Annotated in this window: 6 protein-coding genes; 3 read left to right on the forward strand and 3 right to left on the reverse strand. The window is 62.0% G+C overall.

The window, feature by feature from the left end; translation table 11 throughout:
- Positions 1-34: 34 nt before the first annotated feature.
- From ACIOWE_RS17255 to ACIOWE_RS17265, 3 genes are all read left to right on the forward strand, one after another.
- Positions 35-937 (forward strand): formylglycine-generating enzyme family protein, encoded by a 903-nt coding sequence (locus ACIOWE_RS17255; RefSeq protein WP_401393680.1) that lies wholly within the window; start codon positions 35-37, stop codon positions 935-937.
- Between the two features lie 280 nt (positions 938-1,217).
- Positions 1,218-2,867, forward strand: a complete 1,650-nt coding sequence (locus tag ACIOWE_RS17260; RefSeq protein ID WP_401393682.1) for a cyclic peptide export ABC transporter — start codon at positions 1,218-1,220, stop codon at positions 2,865-2,867.
- 151 nt (positions 2,868-3,018) lie between these two features.
- Positions 3,019-5,430, forward strand: coding sequence for a TonB-dependent siderophore receptor (locus ACIOWE_RS17265; RefSeq protein WP_401393684.1), 2,412 nt, complete (start codon positions 3,019-3,021; stop codon positions 5,428-5,430).
- Between the two features lie 147 nt (positions 5,431-5,577).
- Here ACIOWE_RS17265 and ACIOWE_RS17270 read toward each other — a convergent pair whose 3' ends face one another.
- Genes ACIOWE_RS17270 through ACIOWE_RS17280 form a run of 3 tightly spaced genes read right to left on the reverse strand, consistent with a single transcriptional unit; the run spans position 5,578 to position 22,253 of the window.
- A complete protein-coding gene (locus ACIOWE_RS17270) occupies positions 5,578-6,537 on the reverse strand; it encodes an alpha/beta hydrolase (RefSeq protein ID WP_401393687.1) in 960 nt (319 codons plus the stop codon).
- A 56-nt stretch (positions 6,538-6,593) separates the two neighbouring features.
- Positions 6,594-15,722, reverse strand: a complete 9,129-nt coding sequence (locus tag ACIOWE_RS17275; RefSeq protein WP_401393689.1) for an amino acid adenylation domain-containing protein — start codon at positions 15,720-15,722, stop codon at positions 6,594-6,596.
- Positions 15,723-22,253, reverse strand: coding sequence for an amino acid adenylation domain-containing protein (locus ACIOWE_RS17280; protein ID WP_401393692.1), 6,531 nt, complete (start codon positions 22,251-22,253; stop codon positions 15,723-15,725).
- Positions 22,254-22,255: the final 2 nt, after the last annotated feature.

Consider the following 22,255-nt stretch of genomic DNA (forward strand, 5'->3'; position numbering starts at 1 on the left):
ACGACTTTTGCTTTCCTTCTGATCGAGACCCCTCATGAACAGTGAAATGCTCAAACGACCGCGACACCTCCCGACCCTGAAAATACTCGCCGGGCTGGCGCTGACCGCATTGCTCGCAGGCCTGTTGCCGGGCACCGCCGCTGCCGCCGAACCGTTGCCGGCGGGCAAGGTGTTCAAGGACTGCAAGAATTGCCCGGAAATGGTCGTCCTGCCGGCCGGCAAATTCACCATGGGCACCCCGGAAACCGAAGTCGGCCGCGAGCCGGACGAAGGCCCGATGCACGAAGTGACTTTTGCCAAGGCGTTCGCCATGAGCCGCTTCCAGATCACCGCCGGCGAGTGGGACAGCTACGTCAAGGAAACCGGGGTGAAGATCGCCAACGGTGATACTCGTCCGGGTCGCGAATGCGTGGCGAGCAAGCCGCGCTACAAACAGGAACCACGGCAACCGGCAGTGTGCATGGACTTCGCCGACGTCCAGGCCTATGTCGCCTGGCTGTCGAAAAAAACCGGGCAGAACTACCGCATGGTCAGCGAAGCACAACGCGAGTACGCCGCCCGCGCCGGCTCGACCGGGCCATTCCCGTTCCCGTTCGATGAAGGCACCGAGTACAGCATCGCCAAGCATGCCAACACTTATGGCCCGACCGATGGTTACAGCTTCACCTCGCCAGTGGGCAGCTATCCAGCAAACGCCTTCGGCATGTACGACATGCACGGCAACGTCTACGAATGGATCGCTGACTGCGAGCACCCTAACTACGTCGGCGCGCCAACCGATGGCAGCGCTTGGGTTGAACCGGGTTGCGAGTCCTACAACATTCGCGGCAACGACTGGGGCGAAGCACCGGTGTTCTCGCGCTCCGGCAATCGCAACAACATCTATCCCTCCACCCGTGGCGACTGGATCGGCTTTCGCGTAGTCCGCGATCTCTGATCGCGAACCGATCACACCCCGCCCTCCCCTGTAGGAGCTGTCGAGTGAAACGAGGCTGCGATCTTTTGATGTAGTTTGTTAAAAACAGATCAAAAGATCGCAGCGTGCCGCAGCTCCAAGGATGATAAAAACGTTGTCCCTCGCAACTGATGCCCCACAGACCATTTGCGCGAGCATTCCTTGGCTACAAGTCACCGTCAGTCGGTGGCGGTCTAAATTAAGCGCCTGACCAGACGTTCTACTGGGTATCTGTCTCTACGACCCAAGGAACTGTTCCCCCATGTCCCAGCCCTCACGCGGTGCCATCCACGAATTGTTCACGCTGCTCAAGCCCTTCAGGCTCGTCGTCATTGTGTCGATCCTGCTGGGCATGGTCGGCGGCCTCAGCGTGACGGTGCTGCTGGCGACGATCAACTCGGCGCTGCATTCCGAAGCCGGCCTGACCCAGGGCGTCGTCGCCCTGTTCGCCGGGCTCTGCCTGTTGGCGTTGCTCAGTTCGATCTGCTCGGACATCGGCACCAACTTCGTCGGTCAACACATCATCGCGACCCTGCGCAAACAACTCGGCGAGAAAGTGCTGTCGGCCCCGATCGAACAGATCGAGCGCTACCGCAGTCATCGTCTGATCCCGGTGTTGACCCACGACGTCGACACCATCAGCGACTTCGCCTTTGCCTTCGCACCGCTGGCGATTTCACTGACCGTGACCCTTGGCTGCATGGGTTATCTGGCGATGCTGTCGTGGCCGATGTTCCTGATCATGGTGGTGGCGATCATTATCGGCACCGGCATTCAGTACTTCGCCCAAGGCCGCGGCATCCAGGGTTTCATGGCCGCGCGTGACGCCGAAGACGAACTGCAAAAACACTACAACGCCATCGCCGAAGGCGCCAAGGAACTGCGCATCCATCGGCCACGCCGCCAGCGCATGTTCGTCTCGGGCATCAAGGCCACTGCCGAATTCATCTGCCGCACGCAAATCCGCTCGATCAACACCTTCGTGATCGCCAAGACTTTCGGCTCGATGCTGTTCTTCGTGGTGATCGGCCTCGCCCTCGCCCTGCAAACCTACTGGCCGAGCGCCGACAAAACCGTCATGAGCGGTTTCGTGCTGGTGCTGCTGTACATGAAAGGCCCGCTGGAACATCTGGTCGGCACTCTGCCGATCGTCAGCCGCGCACAAATCGCCTTCCGCCGTATCGCCGAATTGTCCGAGCAGTTCTCTTCACCGGAACCGCACCTGTTGCTCGATGATCAGGGCCACAAAGCCCCGGCCGTTACTCGCCTGGAACTCAAGGACGTCAGCTACGCCTTCCCTGCCGTACCGGGCAGCGATGCATTCCGCCTGGGCCCGGTCAACCTGACCATCGAACAGGGCGAGATCATCTTCATCGTCGGCGAAAACGGCTGCGGCAAGACCACCCTGATCAAGTTGCTGCTTGGCCTGTATCCGCCGCAACAAGGTGAAATCCGTCTCAACGACCAGACCGTAAACGCCGAGAACCGTGACGATTACCGCCAGTTGTTCACCACGATTTTTGCCGACTACTACCTGTTCGACGATGTGGTGCAAGGCGATACGCACATCCCCGACGACGCCAACAAATACCTGCAACGCCTGGAAATCGCCCACAAGGTCAGCGTGCAGGACGGCAATTTCACCACCACCGATCTCTCCACCGGGCAACGCAAGCGCCTGGCGCTGGTCAACGCCTGGCTTGAAGAACGGCCGGTGCTGGTGTTCGACGAATGGGCGGCGGATCAGGATCCGACCTTCCGCCGGATTTTCTACACAGAGCTGCTGCCGGACCTCAAGCGTCTGGGCAAAACCATCATCGTGATCTCCCACGATGACCGCTATTTCGACGTGGCCGACCAATTGGTGCGCATGGAAGCCGGCCGCGTGATGACGGAACTGGCACCGGCCTGACCGCGAAATAGAGCGTCAAAACAATCCCGCCTCTTGCGATAGACGATTTTTTCGCAGTGTGCGGGATTTATTTTTCCGGTTTCCCTCGGTTGTTGCGTCTAATTATCATTAACTACAAAACTGCACACGCATCTCAGGAGCATTTGAAGTAATGCACAGCCCATCCTTGTCCCGCGCACCACTGGCCACGGCGATCCAGCGTCAGACCCAGCGCCAGGCGATCCTGCCTCGCGCCCTGCTGACCACCCTGCTTCTGTTGGGTGCCGGTGAGGTGCTTGCGGCACCGACCAGCATCAACGTTCCGGCTCAACCCTTGTCCAGCGCCTTGCAGCAACTGGGACAACAATCGAACCTGCAGATCATCTACAACCCTGAGATGCTCCAGGGGCTGAAAGCCAACGCGGTGTCCGGCACGCTTGAGCCTGAAGAGGCATTGCACCAATTGCTGCTGGGGAGCGGCTTGACGTATTCGATTACCGGTAACACGGTTTCGTTGATTCCTATCAGCGGCGCTGACGGTAACGCCATGCAGTTGGGCGCGATCTCGATCTCCGGTAAAGCGCCGGGCTCGCAGACCGAAGGCACCGGGCTGTACACCACTTATTCGTCGAGTAGCTCGACCCGTCTGAACCTGACGCCGCGGGAAACGCCGCAGTCGGTGACCGTCATGACGCGCCAGCGCCTGGACGACCAGAAGCTGACCAACCTGACCGACGTGCTCGACGCCACCGCCGGCATCACCGTGACCCGCAACGGCATGGGCACCGAGAACGACACTTACTGGTCGCGCGGCTCGCAGATCCAGAACTTCGAAGTGGACGGCGTACCGACCTCCACCCGTCTGGACAACTACACCCAAAGCACCGCGATGTACGACCGCGTGGAAATCGTCCGGGGCGCCACCGGCCTGATCAGTGGTCTCGGCAACCCGTCGGCGACCATCAACCTGATCCGCAAGCGTCCAACCGCCGAAGCCCAGGCCAGCGTCACTGCCGAAGCCGGCAGCTGGGATCGTTACGGCACCGGCATGGACGTCTCCGGCCCGCTGACCGAGTCGGGCAACGTGCGCGGACGTTTGGTCGTGGACTACAAGAACCAGGGCTCCTGGGTAGATCGCTTCAAGCAGGATTCGCAGCTGATCTACGGCATCACCGAATTCGACCTCAGCGAAGCGACGCTGCTGACCGTTGGTTTCAGCTATCAGAAAACCCAGGTCGACTCGCCAATGCGTGGCGGCTACCCGTCGTATTTCACCAACGGCGAAAAATCTCACGTTCACCGATCGCTCAACACTTCGCCGGACTGGTCGTACAACGACCACGATCAAACCAACTTCTTCACCTCCGTCGAGCATCAGTTCGATAACGGCTGGAGCGGCAAGATCGAATACGGTCACACCGAAAACAAATTCGACCAGCTCTATGCCGTCGCCACCGGCACCCTCGACAAGGCCACCGGCTCCGGCACCGGCTTGCTGCCAGTACGCTGGTCGGGCACACCGCGCCAGGACAACATCGATGCCTACCTGACCGGTCCGTTCTCGCTGTTCGGTCGTGAGCACGAGCTGATCCTCGGTGTGACCGCGACCAACTACAAGGAAGCCACGCCGAGCTACGGCGACTGGCTGCGCGACTACAACTTCCAGGTTCCGGACATCAGTCACTGGGACGGCAACTCGCCAAAACCGGCGACTCCGGTCGTGAGCAAGGGGCACATGGAGGAGAAGCAGTTCGGCACCTACCTGACCTCGCGCTTCCACGTCACCGACGACTTGACCTTCATTCTCGGCGGTCGTCTGACCGACTGGAAACGTGACACCAACACCAAGCCATACGGTGGTGATGAGAGCAATGTGAAGGAACGCGAAACCGGCATCTTCACGCCATACACCGGTGTGGTTTATGACCTCGATGACAACTGGTCGCTGTACGCCAGTTACACCAAGATCTTCAACCCGCAGGCGTCCTACGTTCGCGACATCAACAACAAGTCGCTCGCGCCGACCGAAGGCAAGGGCTACGAAGTCGGGGTCAAGGGCACCTTCTTCGACGAGAAACTCAACACCAGCCTGGCCCTGTTCAAGCTTGAGCAGGACAACCTCGCGGTCTGGATGTCTGACACCCAGGCTTATCGTCTGGAGCAAAGCACCGAGACCAAGGGCGTCGAGTTCGAGCTGAACGGTGAGTTGGCGGAAGGCTGGCAAGCCTCGGCCGGTTACGCCTACAGCGTCACCACCAACGCCGAAGACGCGCGCATTGTCACCAACGCGCCACGTCACATGCTCAAGACCTTCACCTCGTATCGCCTGCCTGGCGTGCTGGACAAGGTCACCGTCGGCGGTGGCGTGAACTGGCAGTCGAAGATCGGCGAAGACCTGCACTACTACGAGCAGGGCAGCTACGCGGTCACCAACCTGATGGCCCGCTACGACATCACCAAGAACCTCAGCGCCTCGCTCAACGTCAACAATCTGTTCGATCGCGAGTACTACTCGATGGTCTACTACGACGGCATGTACGGCGCCCCGCGCAACTTCATGACCAGCTTCAAGTACACCTTCTGAGTCCTGGCCCCGGCCTGAAAAAACGCACCGTCTGACGGTGCGTTTTTTTATGCCCGCCATTCACCAATACCCCTGAGCTGCAAAACCGGGAGACAAAAAGGCCGGAGGGGTTGCCCCGCTCCGGCCTTTGGTTTTTGCGATGACTGATCAGGCCTGTGGGTACAACGCCCGACGCAGCACCTCGGTCAGCTCTTGATAGACGCTTTCGATTTCGCCTGTGACCATCGACATCCGCAGGAAGTCGTGGACCAGCCCGGTGTATTCCTTGCACTGCACCGCCACACCGCTCGCTTCCAGTCGTTGCGCATACGCATGGCCTTCATCGATCAACGGATCGAAGCCCGCCAGCGCCAGATGTACCGGCGCGACACCGCGCAAATTCGTTGCCAGCAACGGTGAGAAACGCCAGTCGGCGCGATCCTCCGGCGTGCGTGCGTAATGCTCGTAGAACCACTCCAGCGTCGGACTCTCCAGCAGATAGCCTTCGCTGAGCAGTTCTCGCGATTCAGTGCTGCGCGACGCGTCAGTCACCGGGTAGCACAGCAGTTGCAGACACGGTTGCAGCGCCTGCGGATTCGCTGCGGCATCGATCGCCAGCACCGTAGCCAACGTGGCGCCGACGCTGTCGCCGGCCAGTACCAGCCGCGAGGTATCGAGGTTCAGCACACCCGCCTGCTGCGCCAGCCAGGCCAGCGCATCGGCGGCATCGTGCAGCGCCGTCGGGAACTTGAATTCAGGGGCGCGACGATACTCGACCGCCACCACCGCACACGGCGTGCGCTGGCAGAACTCGCGGCAAATGCCATCGTGAGAATCGAGACTGCCGACCACAAAACCGCCACCGTGGAGGAACACTGTCACCGGCAACGCCTGCTTGCCATCGGTGATCGGCGTGTAGATCCGCACTGCCAGCTCCGCGCCGTCGCGGGTCGGGTAACTCAGGTCACGCAAATCCACCTCCGGCGCCTGCCAGCGCATCCGCGCCGACGATTGTTCGAAGGCTTGCCGGGCCTGTTCCGGCGTCTGTTGGTGAAAGGCCTGGGCATCGCCTGTCTGGTTGGCCTCGACCAAGTCGAGAAACGCACCGATTTCCGGATTCAAAGACATTAAGGACATCCTGATGCGGCCCGTGGGCCGCACCTTTATCGAAGGTTGAAAAAGGTTCAGGCCGACTGCGCCAGACAGTGGTCGATCAGCGCTTGCAGCTCGCGCTGGTAATCATCCATCAGCCGCTCGACGGTGCTGGTCCGGTAACGTCGGGTGCTGTAGATGCAACGGAACGCCAGACGACCGTTGTAGACCTGCCCGACCAGCTCCAGCCAGTTGGCCATGCCGGCATCCATGTCGTAGCTGTCACCGATGTTGTCATCGGCCGGTACCAGCAACGCCTGCTCGTCGAAGCTCTGGTCGAACTGCCCCAGGTAGTTGAACGTCACCCGCGCCTGCGGCAGTGCTGCCAGACGCTGCGCCAGCGGCGCGCCCGCCATGTGCCGCAACGCGCCGTAGCCAACACCTTTGTTGGGCAAGCTTTGCAATTGATCGCGGACAGTGATGATCGCCTCACCGATATCGGTATCGTGCCCGGGTGCCAGACGCACCGGGAACATGGTGGTGAACCAGCCCATCGTGCGGCTCAGGTCGAGGTCTTCGAAAAGGTCTTCGCGACCGTGCCCCTCAAGTTGCACCAGCACCGACGATTCGTCGTTCCAGCGGCACAGCACACGGCCCAGTGCCGTCAGCAACAGATCGTTGATCTGCGTCTGGTAAACCGCCGGCGCCTGTTTCAGCAGGCTGGCGGTAAACGCCTCATCCAGGTTCATCACCGCTTCAGCACGATGGCGCACCAGATTCTTGCCACGCGGGTTATCGCAACGCATCTCCTTGCCGGGCTGGTCGAGGGTTTGCAGCCAGTAATCCAACTCCTCGTCGATCAGCGTACGAGTGTGCGCACTGAGGTTTTCCGCCCAGTCACGGAAGCTGCTGGTACGCACTGGCAGTTGCGGCTCTTCGCCAAGGCAATAAGCGTCGTAAGCGGTTTGCAGATCCTGCAACAGCACTCGCCACGACACGCCGTCGATCACCAGGTGATGGATGACCAGCAACAGCCGCGCCTCGCCGTCCGGCAGCGTCGCCAGCAAACCGCGCACCAAAGGCCCTGCGCCCAGATTCAGGCTGCGCTGCGCCTGGTTGGCGAGCACTTCCAGTTCATCCTTGTCAGCCACTTGATGCACCCACAGCAATGGCGATTGCTGCGCCTGCTGCCGGCATTCGTCGAGGCTCTGGTAATGCTGGGTCCAGACCCCGCTCTCGCGGACAAAACGCAGGCGCAGCGCATCGTGCTGCACCAACATGGCCATCAGGGTTTTCTCCAGCGCCACCGCGTCGAGCGCTTGTCGCGAACGCAGAATCAACGCCTGGTTGAAGTGGTGCGGCGCCGTCATTTCCTCGTCGAAGAACCACTGCTGGATCGGAATCAGCGGGAACGCGCCCTCACGCACCACGTGCGTCTGCTCCTCGGCGGCACGGTTGACCACTTGCTGGTCGAACAGATTGCCGATGGTCTGGTAACGCATCAGGTCGCGCAGCTTCAGATCGAGTTTGAGCTGCGGATGGTTACGCGCCCGGGAGATCACTTGCAGACTCAGAATCGAGTCGCCACCGAGTTCGAAGAAGTTGTCGCTCAGGCCCACTTGCTCGACCTGCAACACTTCGGACCAGATCTGCGCGAGCAAGGCTTCTTCCTCGGTACGCGGTGCGACGTACTGTTCAACCTGGAACTGTGGCTCCGGCAACGCCTTGCGATCGAGTTTGCCGTTGGGCGAAATCGGCAGGCGTTCCAGGCACATGATCTGCGCCGGCACCATGTAATCCGGCAGACGCGCACGCAGTTCGGTCTTGAGCCGCTCGACAGTGCGCGTCTCATCATCGCTGTCGCAGACCACATAACCGATCAGTTGCTTGCCGGACACGCCGTCGCGGGCAATCACCACCGCGTCGGTGACGCCGTCCTGCAAGCGCAGGCAGGCTTCGATTTCGCCGAGCTCGATGCGGAAACCCCGCACCTTGACCTGATGGTCGGCGCGGCCGACGTAATCCATCACTCCGTCATCACGCAGGCGTACCAAATCGCCGCTGCGATACAGACGACTGCCCGGTGCACCGAACGGATCCGGCACGAAGCGTTCAGCGGTAACCGAAGGTCGGCCGTGATAACCACGGGCAACCCCGTAGCCACCGATGTGCAATTGCCCGGAAAAGCCCGCCGGCAACGGATTCAGATCATCGTCCAGGACCCACAGCGAGCGCTGACCGACAACGCGCCCGATCGGCGCATAGGCCGCCGCGCAAGGTTCGTCATTGGCGGCTTTCCACAGCATCGGAGTGACCACGGTTTCGGTCGGGCCATAGCCGTTGGTGATGTACTGCGGACGGAGGATGCTGCGCACTTCTTGCAGCGTCTGCTCCGGTACTGCGTCGCCACCGAAGCAATAGATGCGCACTGTCGGCGCGCTCGAAGCACTGGCCTGCACATACTCGGCGACTTGCTTGAGATAGGCCGGCGGGAAGCAGGCAATGTCGATCGACAAAGTCTGCAACGCGTGACTGGTCTGCTCCGGCGTCCACAGTTCGTTGTCGCGCAGCACCAGCGTGCCGCCGAATGCCAACGTGGTCAGCCAGCGCTCATGAGCGCCGTCGAAGGCAAACGACATGAAGTGCAATTCACGGGTGGTGTGATCCATCTCATACAGTTGGCAAATCGCCTGGCAGTGCATGCTCAGCGGGCCATGGGTGACCGCCACACCTTTCGGCAAACCGGTGGAGCCGGAGGTGTAGATCAGATAAGCCAGGGTGTCTTCGCACACGGCCACCTGCGGCGCCGAGTCCGCGTAGGCATTGCCGTCAAAACCATCGAGGTCAACCAGTGGCAAGCCTTCAGGCAAAGGCAGACGCGCAGACAATTCAGCGCGGCTGATCATCAGCGCCATGCCCGAATCTTCGATCATGAACGCCAGGCGATCACGCGGGTATTCGATGTCCAGCGGCACATAGGCAGCGCCGCTCTTGAACACGGCGAGCAGGGCCACGAGCATGTCCAGCGAGCGCTCCAGCGCCACGCCGATCAACACTTCCGGGCCTGCACCGTGAGCAATCAAATGGTGCGCCAGACGGTTGGCCTGGCTATCCAGTTCGGCATAGCTCAGCACTTGCCCGGCGCATTCGACGGCGTGGGCCTGCGGACGCTTGCGCGCATGTTCGGCGATCATCAGCGGCAGCCATTCGCGCTGGTCACGCGGCGCCGGTTCACTGCCCCACGCTTGCAAAGCCTGCCATTGCTGTGGCGCCAGACGTTGCAGGTTGCCGAGGTATTCGTGCGGCGTATCGAGCATTGCCTGCAGGGTGATTTCCATGGTTTCACGGATTCGCTGCACCGCTTCGACACTGAAGCAATCGCGCAGGAACAGGTACTCGATGGACAGCTCTTCGTTCAGATGCACCGCAAGGTCCATCGGGAAGTTGGTCACGTCATGGTTGGCCGAAGCGCCAAATCGCAAGCCGCCCTTGGCTTCTTCCAGACGACGGTCGATCGGGTAGTTCTCGAACACGATGATGCTGTCGAACAACATCTGCCCGCCCTGCCCCGACCAGCGCTGAATATCCGCCAGCGGTGCGTGGGCATGATCACGCAGGTCAAGGTTGTAGGCTTGCAACTGCGCCAGCCAGTCACTCAGGCGTTGCGCGGGTTGCAGGGTCTGGATCACCGGCAAGGTGTTGATGAACAGGCCGAGCATGCTGTCAGCGTTGGCCAGCCCTTCCGGACGCCCCGCCACTGTCGCACCGAAAGCCACGCTGCTTTGCCCGGTGTAGCGTTGCAGTACCAACAGCCATGCGCCCTGAATCAGCGTGTTGGCGGTGATGCCGTGCGCCCGGCAATGCTGTTGCAGACGGCTGGTCTGCTGCTCGTCCCATTTGGTATACAGCGCTTCGTGACCGGCCGTGGTCTCGACGTGACGCGGGTGCATTGCCTGGCTCAGCGCCGTCGGCTCGGCCAGGGTTTGCAGGTGGCCGCGCCAGAACTGTTCAAGACGCCCCTGATCCTGCTCTTGCAGCCACTCGATAAAGTCGCGGTAACGACCGCTTTCACCGACCACTTCGCCAGTGGCGTAGTGCTGCAGCACCTCACCGAACAGCTGCGAACTGCTCCAGCCGTCCATGAGAATGTGGTGACTGGTCCAGATCAGTTGGTGACTGTCTTCGCCGGTGCGGATCAACAGCAAACGCTGCAACGGCACGCGGTGCAGCTCGAAACCGCGCGCACGCTCCTCGCGGGCACGCTCGGCCAGACGCTGCTCGCCAATGTCCTGGCCACGCCAGTCGAGCACTTGCAGATCAACCTCGGCGTGATGCTGCACGACCTGAATCGGCGAAGTCTGCCCGCCCTGCCAGTGGAACGAAGTCCGCAAAATCGCGTGACGCCCGATCACATGCTGCCAGGCGCGACGGAAGCGCTCCGGGTCCATGCCGTCAACGGGCAGGTTGATCTGGTTGATGTACAGGTCATCGCCATCATCGGACAGGGTGTGGAACAACATGCCCTGCTGCATCGGCGACAGCGGATAGATGTCTTCGATCTCGGCCACCGCCAGCGGCAAGTCGTCGAGCTGCGCCTGCGTCAGCGCCGCCAACGGGAAGTCCGACGGCGTGATACCGCTGTTGCCCGGGGCGCAGCAATGCTCGATCAACGCTGCCAGTTCGAGCGCATAGTCATCGGCCAGACGCTGGATCGTCGCCTCGTTGAACATCTCGCGGCTGAAGGTCCAGCTCAGCTTGAGTTCGGCGCCATACACCTGGCCGCTGACTTCCAGCCAGTTGCTCAATGGAGCCAACGGACTCTGCTCGCGACCGGCACTTTCTGCCGCCGGTACAAACAGCGCCGCTTCGTCGAACTGGCTGTCGAACTGACCGAGGTAGTTGAAGGTGATTCGTGCGTCCGGCAAGTCCGCCAGTGCGGCACGGGCAGCGTCATCGCCCAGATAACGCAAGGCACCGAAACCCAGACCTTTGTTGGGGATCGCGCGCAGTTGCTCCTTGATCTGCTTGATCGAGTCGGCCAGCGGCGCCTGCGGGGTCAGGCGCACCGGGTAGAGGCTGGTGAACCAGCCGACGGTGCGGCTCAGGTCGATGCCGTCGATCAACTCTTCGCGGCCATGGCCTTCGAGTTGAATCAACGTCGAGGTGTCGCCGGTCCAGCGGCAGATCACTCGCGCCAAAGCCGTCAGCAACAAATCGTTGACCTGGGTGCGATACGCCGCCGGGGCCTGTTGCAGCAGCTTGCGCGTCAGCTGCTTATCGAGCTGAGTGCGCACGCTCAGTGCCTGATGGTTGTCGAGGCGACCGTCGCGATTGTCGCGCGGCAAGTCCTGCGGTGCGTCGAGCAACTGCCCACGCCAGAAATCCAGCTCGCCCGCGAGGTTGACCGTGTGCGCCTGCAAGCCCTCGGCCCAGTGCTTGAACGCGCTGGTCTTGGCCGGCAGTTTCAACGGTTGTCCGGCCTGCAACTGGCGATAAGCATCCTGCAGGTCTTCCAGCAACACGCGCCACGACACACCGTCGACGGCCAAGTGATGGATTACCAGCAACAGACGCTGACTGCCATCGGCAAGGTTCAGCAGCATGCCGCGCAACAGCGGCCCGTTTTCCAGATCAAGACTGCGCTGCGCTTCTTCGCAAGCCGCTTCGACTTCATCGGCATGGTTCAGCGCGGTCTGCCACAACAGGGTCTGTTGGGCATCGATGGCACGGTGCGTGGCACTCCATCCGTGCGCATCTGCAGTGAATGTAAGGCGCAAGGCGTCGTGGTGGCGAACCAACACTTGCAGCGCCTGTTCCAGTGTTTCGCCGTGCAAGGCTTGCGCGGGTTTGAGCAGCAACGACTGGTTCCAGTGATGACGCTCCGGAATTTCGGTAGCGAAAAACAGCTGCTGGAACGGCAGCAGCGGCGTGCTGCCGGTCACCGGGCCCTGATCGATGCGCACAGCGCCTTCACCGAGTGTGGCGACCGTCGCCAGACTGCGAATGGTCTGGTGCTGGAACAAGTCTTTCGGGGTGAAATGCAGCCCGGCCTGACGCGCTCGGCTGACCACCTGAATCGAAATGATCGAATCGCCCCCGAGGGCAAAGAAGTTGTCGCTGACGCCAACCTGTTCAAGGCCCAGCACCGACTGCCAGATCCCCGCCAATTGTTGTTCCATGGCGTTGCCCGGTGCCTGGTATTGCTGCTGCGCGATACTCGCATCGGGTTTCGGCAAGGCTTTGCGGTCAAGTTTGCCATTGGGGCTCAACGGCATCTGTTCCAGCGCCAGCCACTGCGTCGGCACCATGTATTCCGGCAGTTGTTGCTGAACGTGCGCAGCCAGCGCTTCACGCCAATTGGCAGCCTCTTCGGTCAGCACCACGTACGCCACCAACTGCTTGCCGTCGATGACCAGCACCACCGCTTCGCGCACGGTTTCGTGTTCGAGCAGGCGCGCTTCGATCTCGCCCATTTCGATGCGCAAGCCACGCAGTTTGACCTGATGGTCGATGCGCCCGGCGTATTCGATCACGCCATTGTCGCGGTAGCGCGCCAGGTCACCGGTGCGATAAATCCGCTCGCCATTGCCATAAGGGCTGACGGCAAAACGCTCGGCGGTCAGCGCTGGTCGTTGGTGATATCCACGGGCCAGGCCCTCGCCCGCCAGGTACAACTCACCTAGAACACCGACCGGCACCGGTTGCAGTTCATCGTCGAGGATGTAGCAGGCCAGGTTGGCGATCGGCTCACCGATCGGCACGCTGTCGCGGCCCTCTTCGACACAGCTCCAGTGGGTCACGTCGATGGCCGCTTCGGTCGGGCCATAGAGGTTGAACAGTCCGGCCTGCGGCAGTTTGGCGAACACCTGCTGCTGGGCATCGGCCGGCAGCGCTTCGCCCGAGCAGACAATGCGCTTGAGGCTGGCGCAGCTGGACACGTCGCCATCCTGCAGGAACGCCTGCAACATCGACGGTACAAAGTGCAGCGTGGTGACTTGCTCGCGATTGATCAGCGCCACCAGTGTCGCCGGATCACGGTGATCCCCCGGCGCCGCGACCACCAGCCGTGCGCCGGTCATCAGCGGCCAGAAAAACTCCCAGACCGACACGTCAAAACTGAACGGCGTCTTTTGCAACACGCTGTCGCCAGCGCCCAGCTGATAGGCCTGCTGCATCCAGCAGAGCCGGTTGGTCAGGGCCGAATGCCGGTTGCCGGCGCCCTTGGGTTTACCGGTGGAGCCTGAGGTGTAGATCACGTAAGCGAGGTTTTCACCGTCTACTGCGACCTGCGGATCAGTCGCCGCATAACCTTCCAGTTCGCCAACCGTGTCCAGCGCCAGGGTCTGCACGTTGGCGCTCAGCGGCAAGCTGTCGAGCAGCGCGGCCTGGGTCAGCAGCAGTTGCACGCCGCTGTCTTCGATCATGTAGCGCAGGCGTTCCTGCGGATAATCCGGGTCCAGCGGCACGTAGGCGCCACCCGCCTTGAGTACCGCGAGCAGACCGACGACCATTTCGATCGAACGCTCCAGCGCAATGCCCACCAGCGACTCAGGGCCAACACCGATTTCGATCAGGCGATGCGCCAGACGATTGGCTCGGGCGTTGAGTTGCGCATAACTCAGACGTGTTTCGCCAAAGGCCAACGCCGGGGCGTCAGGGGTTTTGGCGACTTGCGCTTCAATCAATTGTTGAACGCTGGAGGTCAGCGGGTAGCTCACCGCCGTGTCGTTCCAGCCTTGCAGGATGGCTTGGCGTTCCTGCGCGGTGAGCATCGGCATTTCACCGATGGCCTGCTCCGGCTGCGCAACAATCGCCTGCAACAGCGCTAACCAGTGCTGGCCCATGCGCTCAATGGTCGAGGCATCGAAGAGGTCGGTGGCGTAGATCAACGAAGCGCCGATGCCATCCGCCGACTCGTGGGTTTCCAGCGTCAGGTCGAGTTGAGCCTGATGGGTGTCCCAGGTCATCGGTTCGACCTGCAACTGCGCCAGCGAGGCGTTCGAACCCTGTTCGCGGCTGGCAGTCTGGTGGTTGAACATCACCTGAAACAGCGGGCTGCGGCTGAGGCTGCGCTCCGGCGCCAGCGCCTCGACCAGTTGTTCGAACGGCAGCTCCTGATGCGCCTGCGCGCCCATCGCCACTTGCTTGACCTGTTGCAGCAAGGCGTTGAACGGCAGCCGTGAATCGAGCTGCGCACGCAGCACCTGAGTGTTGACGAAGTAACCGATCAGGCCTTCGGTTTCAGTGCGGTTTCGGTTGGCGTTGGGCACACCGACGCGGATATCGCCCTGCCCGCTGTAGCGATGCAGGAACGTCTGGAACGCCGCCAGCAGCACCATGAACAGGGTCACGCCCTCACGCCGGGCGATGGCTTGCAGGCCACGGTTCAAGTCAGCGTCGAGCTCCAGATCCAGACGTGCACCGCGATAGCTTTGCACCGCTGGCCGAGCACGATCCTGCGGCAATTCGAGTACCGGTTGCTCACCGCCCAGTTGCTCGACCCAGTAAGCCAGTTGCCGCTCGCGCTCACCCGCCTCCATCCAGCTGCGTTGCCACAGCGCGTAGTCGGCGTACTGGATCGGCAAGGCCGGCAGCGTCGTTGGCGTACCGCTGCTAAAACCGGCGTACAGGCCGATCAGTTCATCGACCATCACCCGCATCGACCAGCCATCGGAGACGATGTGGTGCTGGATCAGGATCAGCACATGGTCATCGGCGCCCAGTTGCAGCAGTTTTACCCGCAGCAACGGCCCATCGGCGAGGTTGAACGGCTGCTGGATCTCGGCTTCGATGAGCCGCTGCAAATCGGCATCACTGGTATCGGCTGGCAGATTCTGCCGGACGATGCTCAGCAACGCGTCTTCGACGATCACTTGCTGCGGACGCTGGCCGTCGTGGACGAACACCGTGCGCAAGGTCTGATGACGTTCGATCAGGCTGTCGAAGGCGCTTTGCAGCGCCATCACGTCGAGCTTGCCGCGCAGACGCAGGGCCATCGGAATGTGATACGCGGCGCTGCTCGGCTCCAGTTGCCAGAGAAACCACTGACGTTCCTGCGCATAACTCAGGCCCAGGGTGTCGAACGCCGACTGCACTTCGGGGATCGGCAGATTGGCCGGAGACACACCCTCGGCGAGCATCTTGCCGAGGTATTCCTTGCGCTTTTCCAGCGGCAGGGTGATGAAACGGCGGGCAATCCGCGTGGCGACGTTAATGTCCATTCACGCGCCCTCCATTTCGTCGAGCAGGTCTTCGAGCAGGCTCAGTTTCGAGGCCGTGACCTGTTCGCCGTTACCTTGCAGTTGGGCCACCAGATCGCCCAGTACCGGGTACTGGAAAATGGTTTGCGGGAGCAGCTTCATACCGAGTTCAAGTTGAATGCGCGACACAATGTTTATCACCAGCAGGGAGTGACCTCCCAGTTCAAAGAAGTTGTCGGTCAGGCCGACCTGATCAAGTTTCAGTACATCGCTCCAGATCGCCGCGACCTGTTTCTCCAGATCGCTGACCGGAGCCACGTAGGCTTGCTGCAACTGACTGGCATCGGCCGTCGGCAGCGCCTTGCGATCGAGCTTGCCGTTGGCGGTCAGCGGCAGTTGTTCGAGCAGCAACAGATGCGCCGGCACCATGTAATCCGGCAGATCCTGGCGCAGGCGCAGACGTACCTGCTCGCGCCAGGCGCCCTGCTCCAGCGGATCAAGTGGCTGCGCGGCGACGATGTACGCCACCAGCTGCACGCCACCGGCACCCGGCTGATCAAGCACCACGGCCTGACGAACGTCCGGCAGCGCCAGCAGGCGCGCTTCGATTTCGCCCAGTTCGATGCGGAAACCACGGATCTTCACTTGATGGTCGATGCGCCCCCGGTACTCGATGCGCCCGTCAGTGCAGTAGCGTGCGAGGTCGCCAGTGCGATACAGCCGCTCGCCGCCGGCGCTGAACGGGTTCGGCACGAAACGCAGTGCAGTGAGGTCTGTGCGCTTCAGATAACCACGGGCCAGACCGGCGCCGGCCACGTGCAGTTCGCCGATGCAACCACGGGCTACCGGGTTGAGGTCGGCATCCAGCACGTACCACGACAAGTCCGCAATCGGCGCACCCAACGGGCTGCCGACGGCATTCTCGAGATCGGCCAGCGACAGCGGTCGATAGCTGACGTGCACGGTGGTTTCGGTGATGCCATACATGTTCACCAGTCGTGGCTCACGGTCGCCGAAGCGTTCGAACCACGGCCGCAGGCTCTTGACCTCCAGCGCCTCGCCACCGAACACCACATGGCGCAGCGATGGTTGCAACGCCGGCGATGACTCGCAAGCGACCTGCATCAGATGCTTGAACGCCGACGGTGTCTGGTTCAGCACCGTGACCTGCTCGCGGCAGAGCAAGGCGTAGAAATCATGCGGCGAACGGCTGACGTCCTGCGGCACGATCACCAGACGCCCGCCATGCAGCAACGCGCCGAAGATTTCCCAGACCGAGAAGTCGAACGCATACGAGTGGAACAGCGTCCAGCAATCGTCAGGGCCGAACTGGAACCACTCTTGCGTTGCCGCGAACAGGCGCAGCGCATTGTCGTGGCTGAGCAACGTGCCCTTGGGTTTGCCGGTGGAACCGGAGGTGTAGATCACATAAGCGAGATTGGCGGTATCGACGCTGACCTGTGGATCGGCGTCCGGCTGCCCTTCGCCGCCTTCACTCAGCGACAAACGAGTCACGTGTGCACCGATCGCAACGTGATCGACAACGCCCGCGCCGCTCAACAACAGCTGAATACCGCTGTCCTCGATCATGTATTGCAGGCGCTCAGCCGGGTATTGCGGGTCCAGCGGCAGGTAGGCGCCACCGGCCTTGAGGATTGCCAGCATTCCGACAATCATCTCCAGCGAACGCTCGGCCGCGAGCCCCACCAGCACGTCGGCGCCGACACCACGGGCAATCAGCGCGTGGGCCAGACGATTGGCTTGGCGATTGAGTTCGCCATAGCTCAGTTGCTGCTCATCAAGGCTCACGGCGATTGCGTCCGGCGCCTTGTGCGCTTGCGCTTCGATCAAGCGGTGCAACGACTGCTGCGGATTCCAGCGCTGCGGCGCCGGGTTCCAGTCGCGCAAATTCTGCTGGATCGTCGTTTGCTCAAGCATCGGCAACTCGCCGATCAGTTGCTGCGGCTGCTGACTGATGCCGCGCAACAATGCCTGCCAATCCATGGCCATGCGCGCGATGGTCGTTGCGTCGAACAGGTCGGCGGCATACACCATCGAGGCAAAGATGCCGTCAGCGGACTCTTCGGTGTTGAGGGTCAGGTCGAACTGGGCCATCAAGCTGTCCCAGTTCACTTCGCTGATCTGTAAGCGGTCCAGTTGCGCCAATGCCGTGCTGCGACGGGCCTTGGCCTGGTGGTTGAACATCACCTGGAACAACGGGCTGCGACTGAGACTGCGCTCCGGTTGCAGCACTTCAACCAATTGCTCGAACGGCAGGTCCTGGTGATCCTGCGCACCGAGCGCCGCTTGCCGGACTTGTTGCAGCAAGTCGCTGAAACGCAGCCCGCCGCTGACGTCAGCGCGCATCACCTGAGTGTTGACGAAGAAGCCGATCAAATCTTCGGTCTCGACGCGGGTACGGTTGGCCACTGGCACACCGACGCGGATATCGCCCTGCCCGCTGTAGCGGTGCAGCAACGTCTGGAACGACGCCAGCAACAACATGAACAGCGTCACGCCTTCGCGGCGGGCAACGTTGGTCAACGTCTCACTCAATCGCGTATCCAACGCCAGTTCGAAACGTCCGCCGCGCAGACTTTGCGTGGCCGGGCGCGGATGGTCCAGCGGCAGCTCCAGCACCGGTTGCTCGCCACCCAATCGGGTCAGCCAGTAATCGAGTTGACGCTGGCGTTCGCCCGCCTCCATCCATTGGCGCTGCCAAACCGCATAGTCGGCGTACTGGATCGGCAGCGCCGGCAGTTGAACGGCATCGCCACGGCTGTACCCGGCGTACAGAGCAATCAGCTCATCGACCATCAACTGCATCGACCAGCCATCGGAGACGATGTGGTGCTGGATCAGCACCAGCACATGATCTTCGGCGTTGATTTGCAGCAAAGTGGCGCGCAGCAGCGGGCCTTGCTGCAGGTCGAACGGTCGGCTGATCTCGGCTTCGACCCGAGCCTTGAGCGCAACGTCATCGCTGTCGGCGGCAAGGACCTGAGTGTCGATCGGCAGACTGAACGGCGCCAGAATCAATTGTCGGGTGCCGTCGGCGTCTTGCAGGAAACGCGTGCGCAGGCTTTCGTGACGCTCGATCAGCGTGTCGAAGCTGTGTTGCAGTGCCGGTTGATCCAGCGGCCCGCGCAGGCGCAGCGCGGTCGGAATGTGGTACGCCGAGCTGTGGCGGTCCATGTGCCAGAGGAACCACTGACGTTCCTGGGCGTAGGACAACGCCATCGGTGCGCCACGTCCCAGCGCTGACAGCGGCGGTTGCTGCGCAGCCTTTTGCGCCTCGATCAGATAGGCGCAGAAAGCGCCCAGTGTGTTGTGTTCGAACAGCGCCTTGAGCGGCACGTCACGCTGCAAGGTCTGGCGCACTCGCGACAACACTTGGGTGACCAACAGCGAATGGCCGCCGAGTTCGAAGAAGTTGTCGGTCATGCCCACGCGTTCAAGCTTGAGCACTTCGGCCCAGATCTGCGCGGTTTGCTGCTCCAGCTCGCTGACCGGCGCAACGTAGCTTTGCTGCATCAGGCTGGCGTCGGGTTTCGGCAGGCCTTTGCGGTCGACCTTGCCGTTCGGCGTCAGAGGAATCTGCTCCAGCACCATCAGGTAGGCCGGGACCATGTAATCCGGCAGGCTGTGCTTGAGGCTGGCGCGAATCTGCTCACGCCAGGCACCGTGCTGCGAGGCATCGACAGGCTGCGCGGCGACGACGTAGCCGACCAGTTGCGCGCCGTTCGGCCCGTCCTGAGCCAGCACCACCGCTTCGCGCACCGAATCGAGAGACATCAGTCGCGCTTCGATCTCGCCCAGTTCAATGCGGAAACCGCGCACCTTGACCTGATTGTCGACCCGACCCTGATAGTCGAATACGCCATCGGCACGCAGGCGCACCTGATCGCCACTGCGATACAGACGCGCGCCCGGCACACCGAACGGGTCCGGCACGAAACGTTCGGCGGTCATCGCCGGACGATCAAGATAACCCCGGGCAACGCCATAGCCGCCGAGGTACAACTCGCCGGCCACGCCTTGCGGTACCGGGTTGAGTTCGGCGCTGAGCACCCAGGTGCTGCGCTCGCCGACGCGCTGGCCGATCGGCGCATAAGCCGCGCCGCACAAGGTGTCGCGGTCAGCTTTCCACAGCAGTGGCGTGACCACGGTTTCAGTCGGACCGTAACCGTTGATGATGTGCTGCGGGGCCAGGGCGCGACGCACGCGCTCGAAGCTGTCATTGGGCACGGCATCGCCGCCGAAGCAGTAGATGCGCACTTTCGGCGGGTTGCCTTCGATCTCGGCGAACTCCGCCAACTGCTGCAAATAGGCTGGCGGGAATGCGACAACGGTGACGCCATGACGCTGCATCGCACGGTAGGTCTGCTCGGCAGTCCACAGGCTGTCGTCACGCAGCAGCAGACTCGAACCGTGAGTCAGCGGGGTGATCCAGCGCTCGTGAGCACCGTCGAAGGCGAACGACATGAAATGCAGTTCGCAATCGTCCGGGGTCATTTCATAGCGCTGACCGATGGCCTGGCAATGCATCGCCAGCGGGCCGTGGGCCACGCACACACCCTTGGGTTGACCGGTCGAGCCAGAGGTATAAATCACGTACGCCAGACTTTGCTCATGCACCTCGACTGCGGGTGCAGTGTCAGCGAATGCGCTGGTATCCAGCGTGTCGAGGCAAAGATTCGCCAGACCCGCAGGCAACGGCAACTGAGCGATCAGGCTCGAATCGGTGAGCAACAGGGCAATCCCCGAATCCTCGATCAGATAGGCCAGACGCTCGCGTGGATAACTGGCGTCCAACGGCACATAAGCCGCACCGGCCTTGAGCACTGCGAGCATCGCCACGAGCATTTTCGGACTGCGCGGCAGCGCAATGCCGATGCGCACTTCCGGCCCGACCCCGTCGCTTTGCAGACGCCGGGCCAGACGATTGGCCTGGGCGTCCAGTTCGGTGAAGCTCAGTTGCAGCTCGCCACAACGCACTGCCACGGCGTGCGGCTGGGTCGCGGCGATGCGCGCAAAGCGCTCGTGCACCGGCAACCGTTCCATCGGCAGCAGCGCGTTGCTCTGTTGCAGTTGCGCGAACTCGTCACGGCCGAGCATCGGCAATTCGCCGATGCGCTGGCCACTGTCGGCGACGATGCCGGCCAGCAGGCTCTGCCAGTGATCAGCCATGCGCGAAATGCTTGCGGCTTCGAACAGGTCAGTGGCGAACACCAACGAGGCACTGAGGCCCGCGGCGGATTCGTACGTATCGAGGGTCAGGTCGAACGGCGCAGTGTGGCTGTCCCAACTCACCGGCTCGACACTCAGCCCCGGCATCTGCAACGATTTCTGCTCGGCTGGCGCTGCGGTCTGGTGGTTGAACATCACCTGGAACAACGAACTGCGGCTCAGGCTGCGGGTCGGTGCCAGCGCTTCGACCAACTGCTCGAACGGCAAGTCCTGATGCGCCTGGGCGCCGAGGGCATGCTGCTTGACCTGCTGCAACAGCTCACGGAATGGCAGCTGTTCGTCGAGTTCGGCACGCAACACCTGGGTATTGACGAAGAAGCCGATCAGACCGGCGGTTTCGCCGCGATTACGGTTGGCGATCGGCACGCCGACACGGATGTCGCCCTGACCACTGTAGCGATGCAACAGGGTCTGGAACGACGCCAGCAGCAACATGAACAAGGTCACGCCTTCGCGACGGGCGACCTCCTGCAAACCTTTGCTCAAGGCTCCCGGCAGATGGATGTCGAGGCTGCCACCCCGGAAACTCTGGCTCGCCGGACGCGGATGATCCAGCGGCAATTCCAGCACCGACGCCTCGCCCCCGAGGCGTTCAGTCCAATAAGCCAATTGCCGCGCGCGCTCGCCCGCCTCCATCCAGCTGCGTTGCCACAGCGCATAGTCGGCGTACTGGATCGGCAGCGGCGCCAACGTCACCGCGTGACCACGACTGAGCGCGGCATACAGCTGAATCAACTCATCGACCATGACCTGCATCGACACGCCGTCGGAAACGATGTGGTGCTGCACCGCCACCAGCACATGTTCCTCAGGCGCCACGCGCAGCACCTGCACCCGCAGCAGCGGGCCCTGGAGCAAATCGAACGGCTGGGCGATTTCCGCCTGGATCAGCGCCTTCAACGCCGCGTCATCAATGCCTTGCACGTCCTGCACCGGCAACGCCAGTTCGAACGGTGCATGAATGCTTTGCAGCACCTTGCCCTGCTCGTCGAGGACGAAGCCGGTGCGCAGGCTTTCGTGACGCTCGATCAGCGCCACGAAGCTTGCCTGCAATGCCGACAGGTCCAGCGCCCCGCGCAGACGCAGGGCGGTCGGAATGTGATAAGCCGCGCTGTGTGGCTCCATTTGCCAGAGGAACCACTGCCGCTCCTGGGCATAGGAAAGCAACAGGGGCTCATCGGCACCACGCCGGAAAACCGGGGCGATGCCATAGAGGTTGACTCCCTGTTTGCCCAGTAGAATCGCCAGCGCCTTGCGTTTCTCGGGAGAAAGCGCGCCTACCGATTCAATCAACTCCTGCATGC

Origin of the sequence: Pseudomonas sp. NPDC087598 (genome assembly GCF_044743525.1) — a bacterium.
GTDB lineage: Bacteria > Pseudomonadota > Gammaproteobacteria > Pseudomonadales > Pseudomonadaceae > Aquipseudomonas.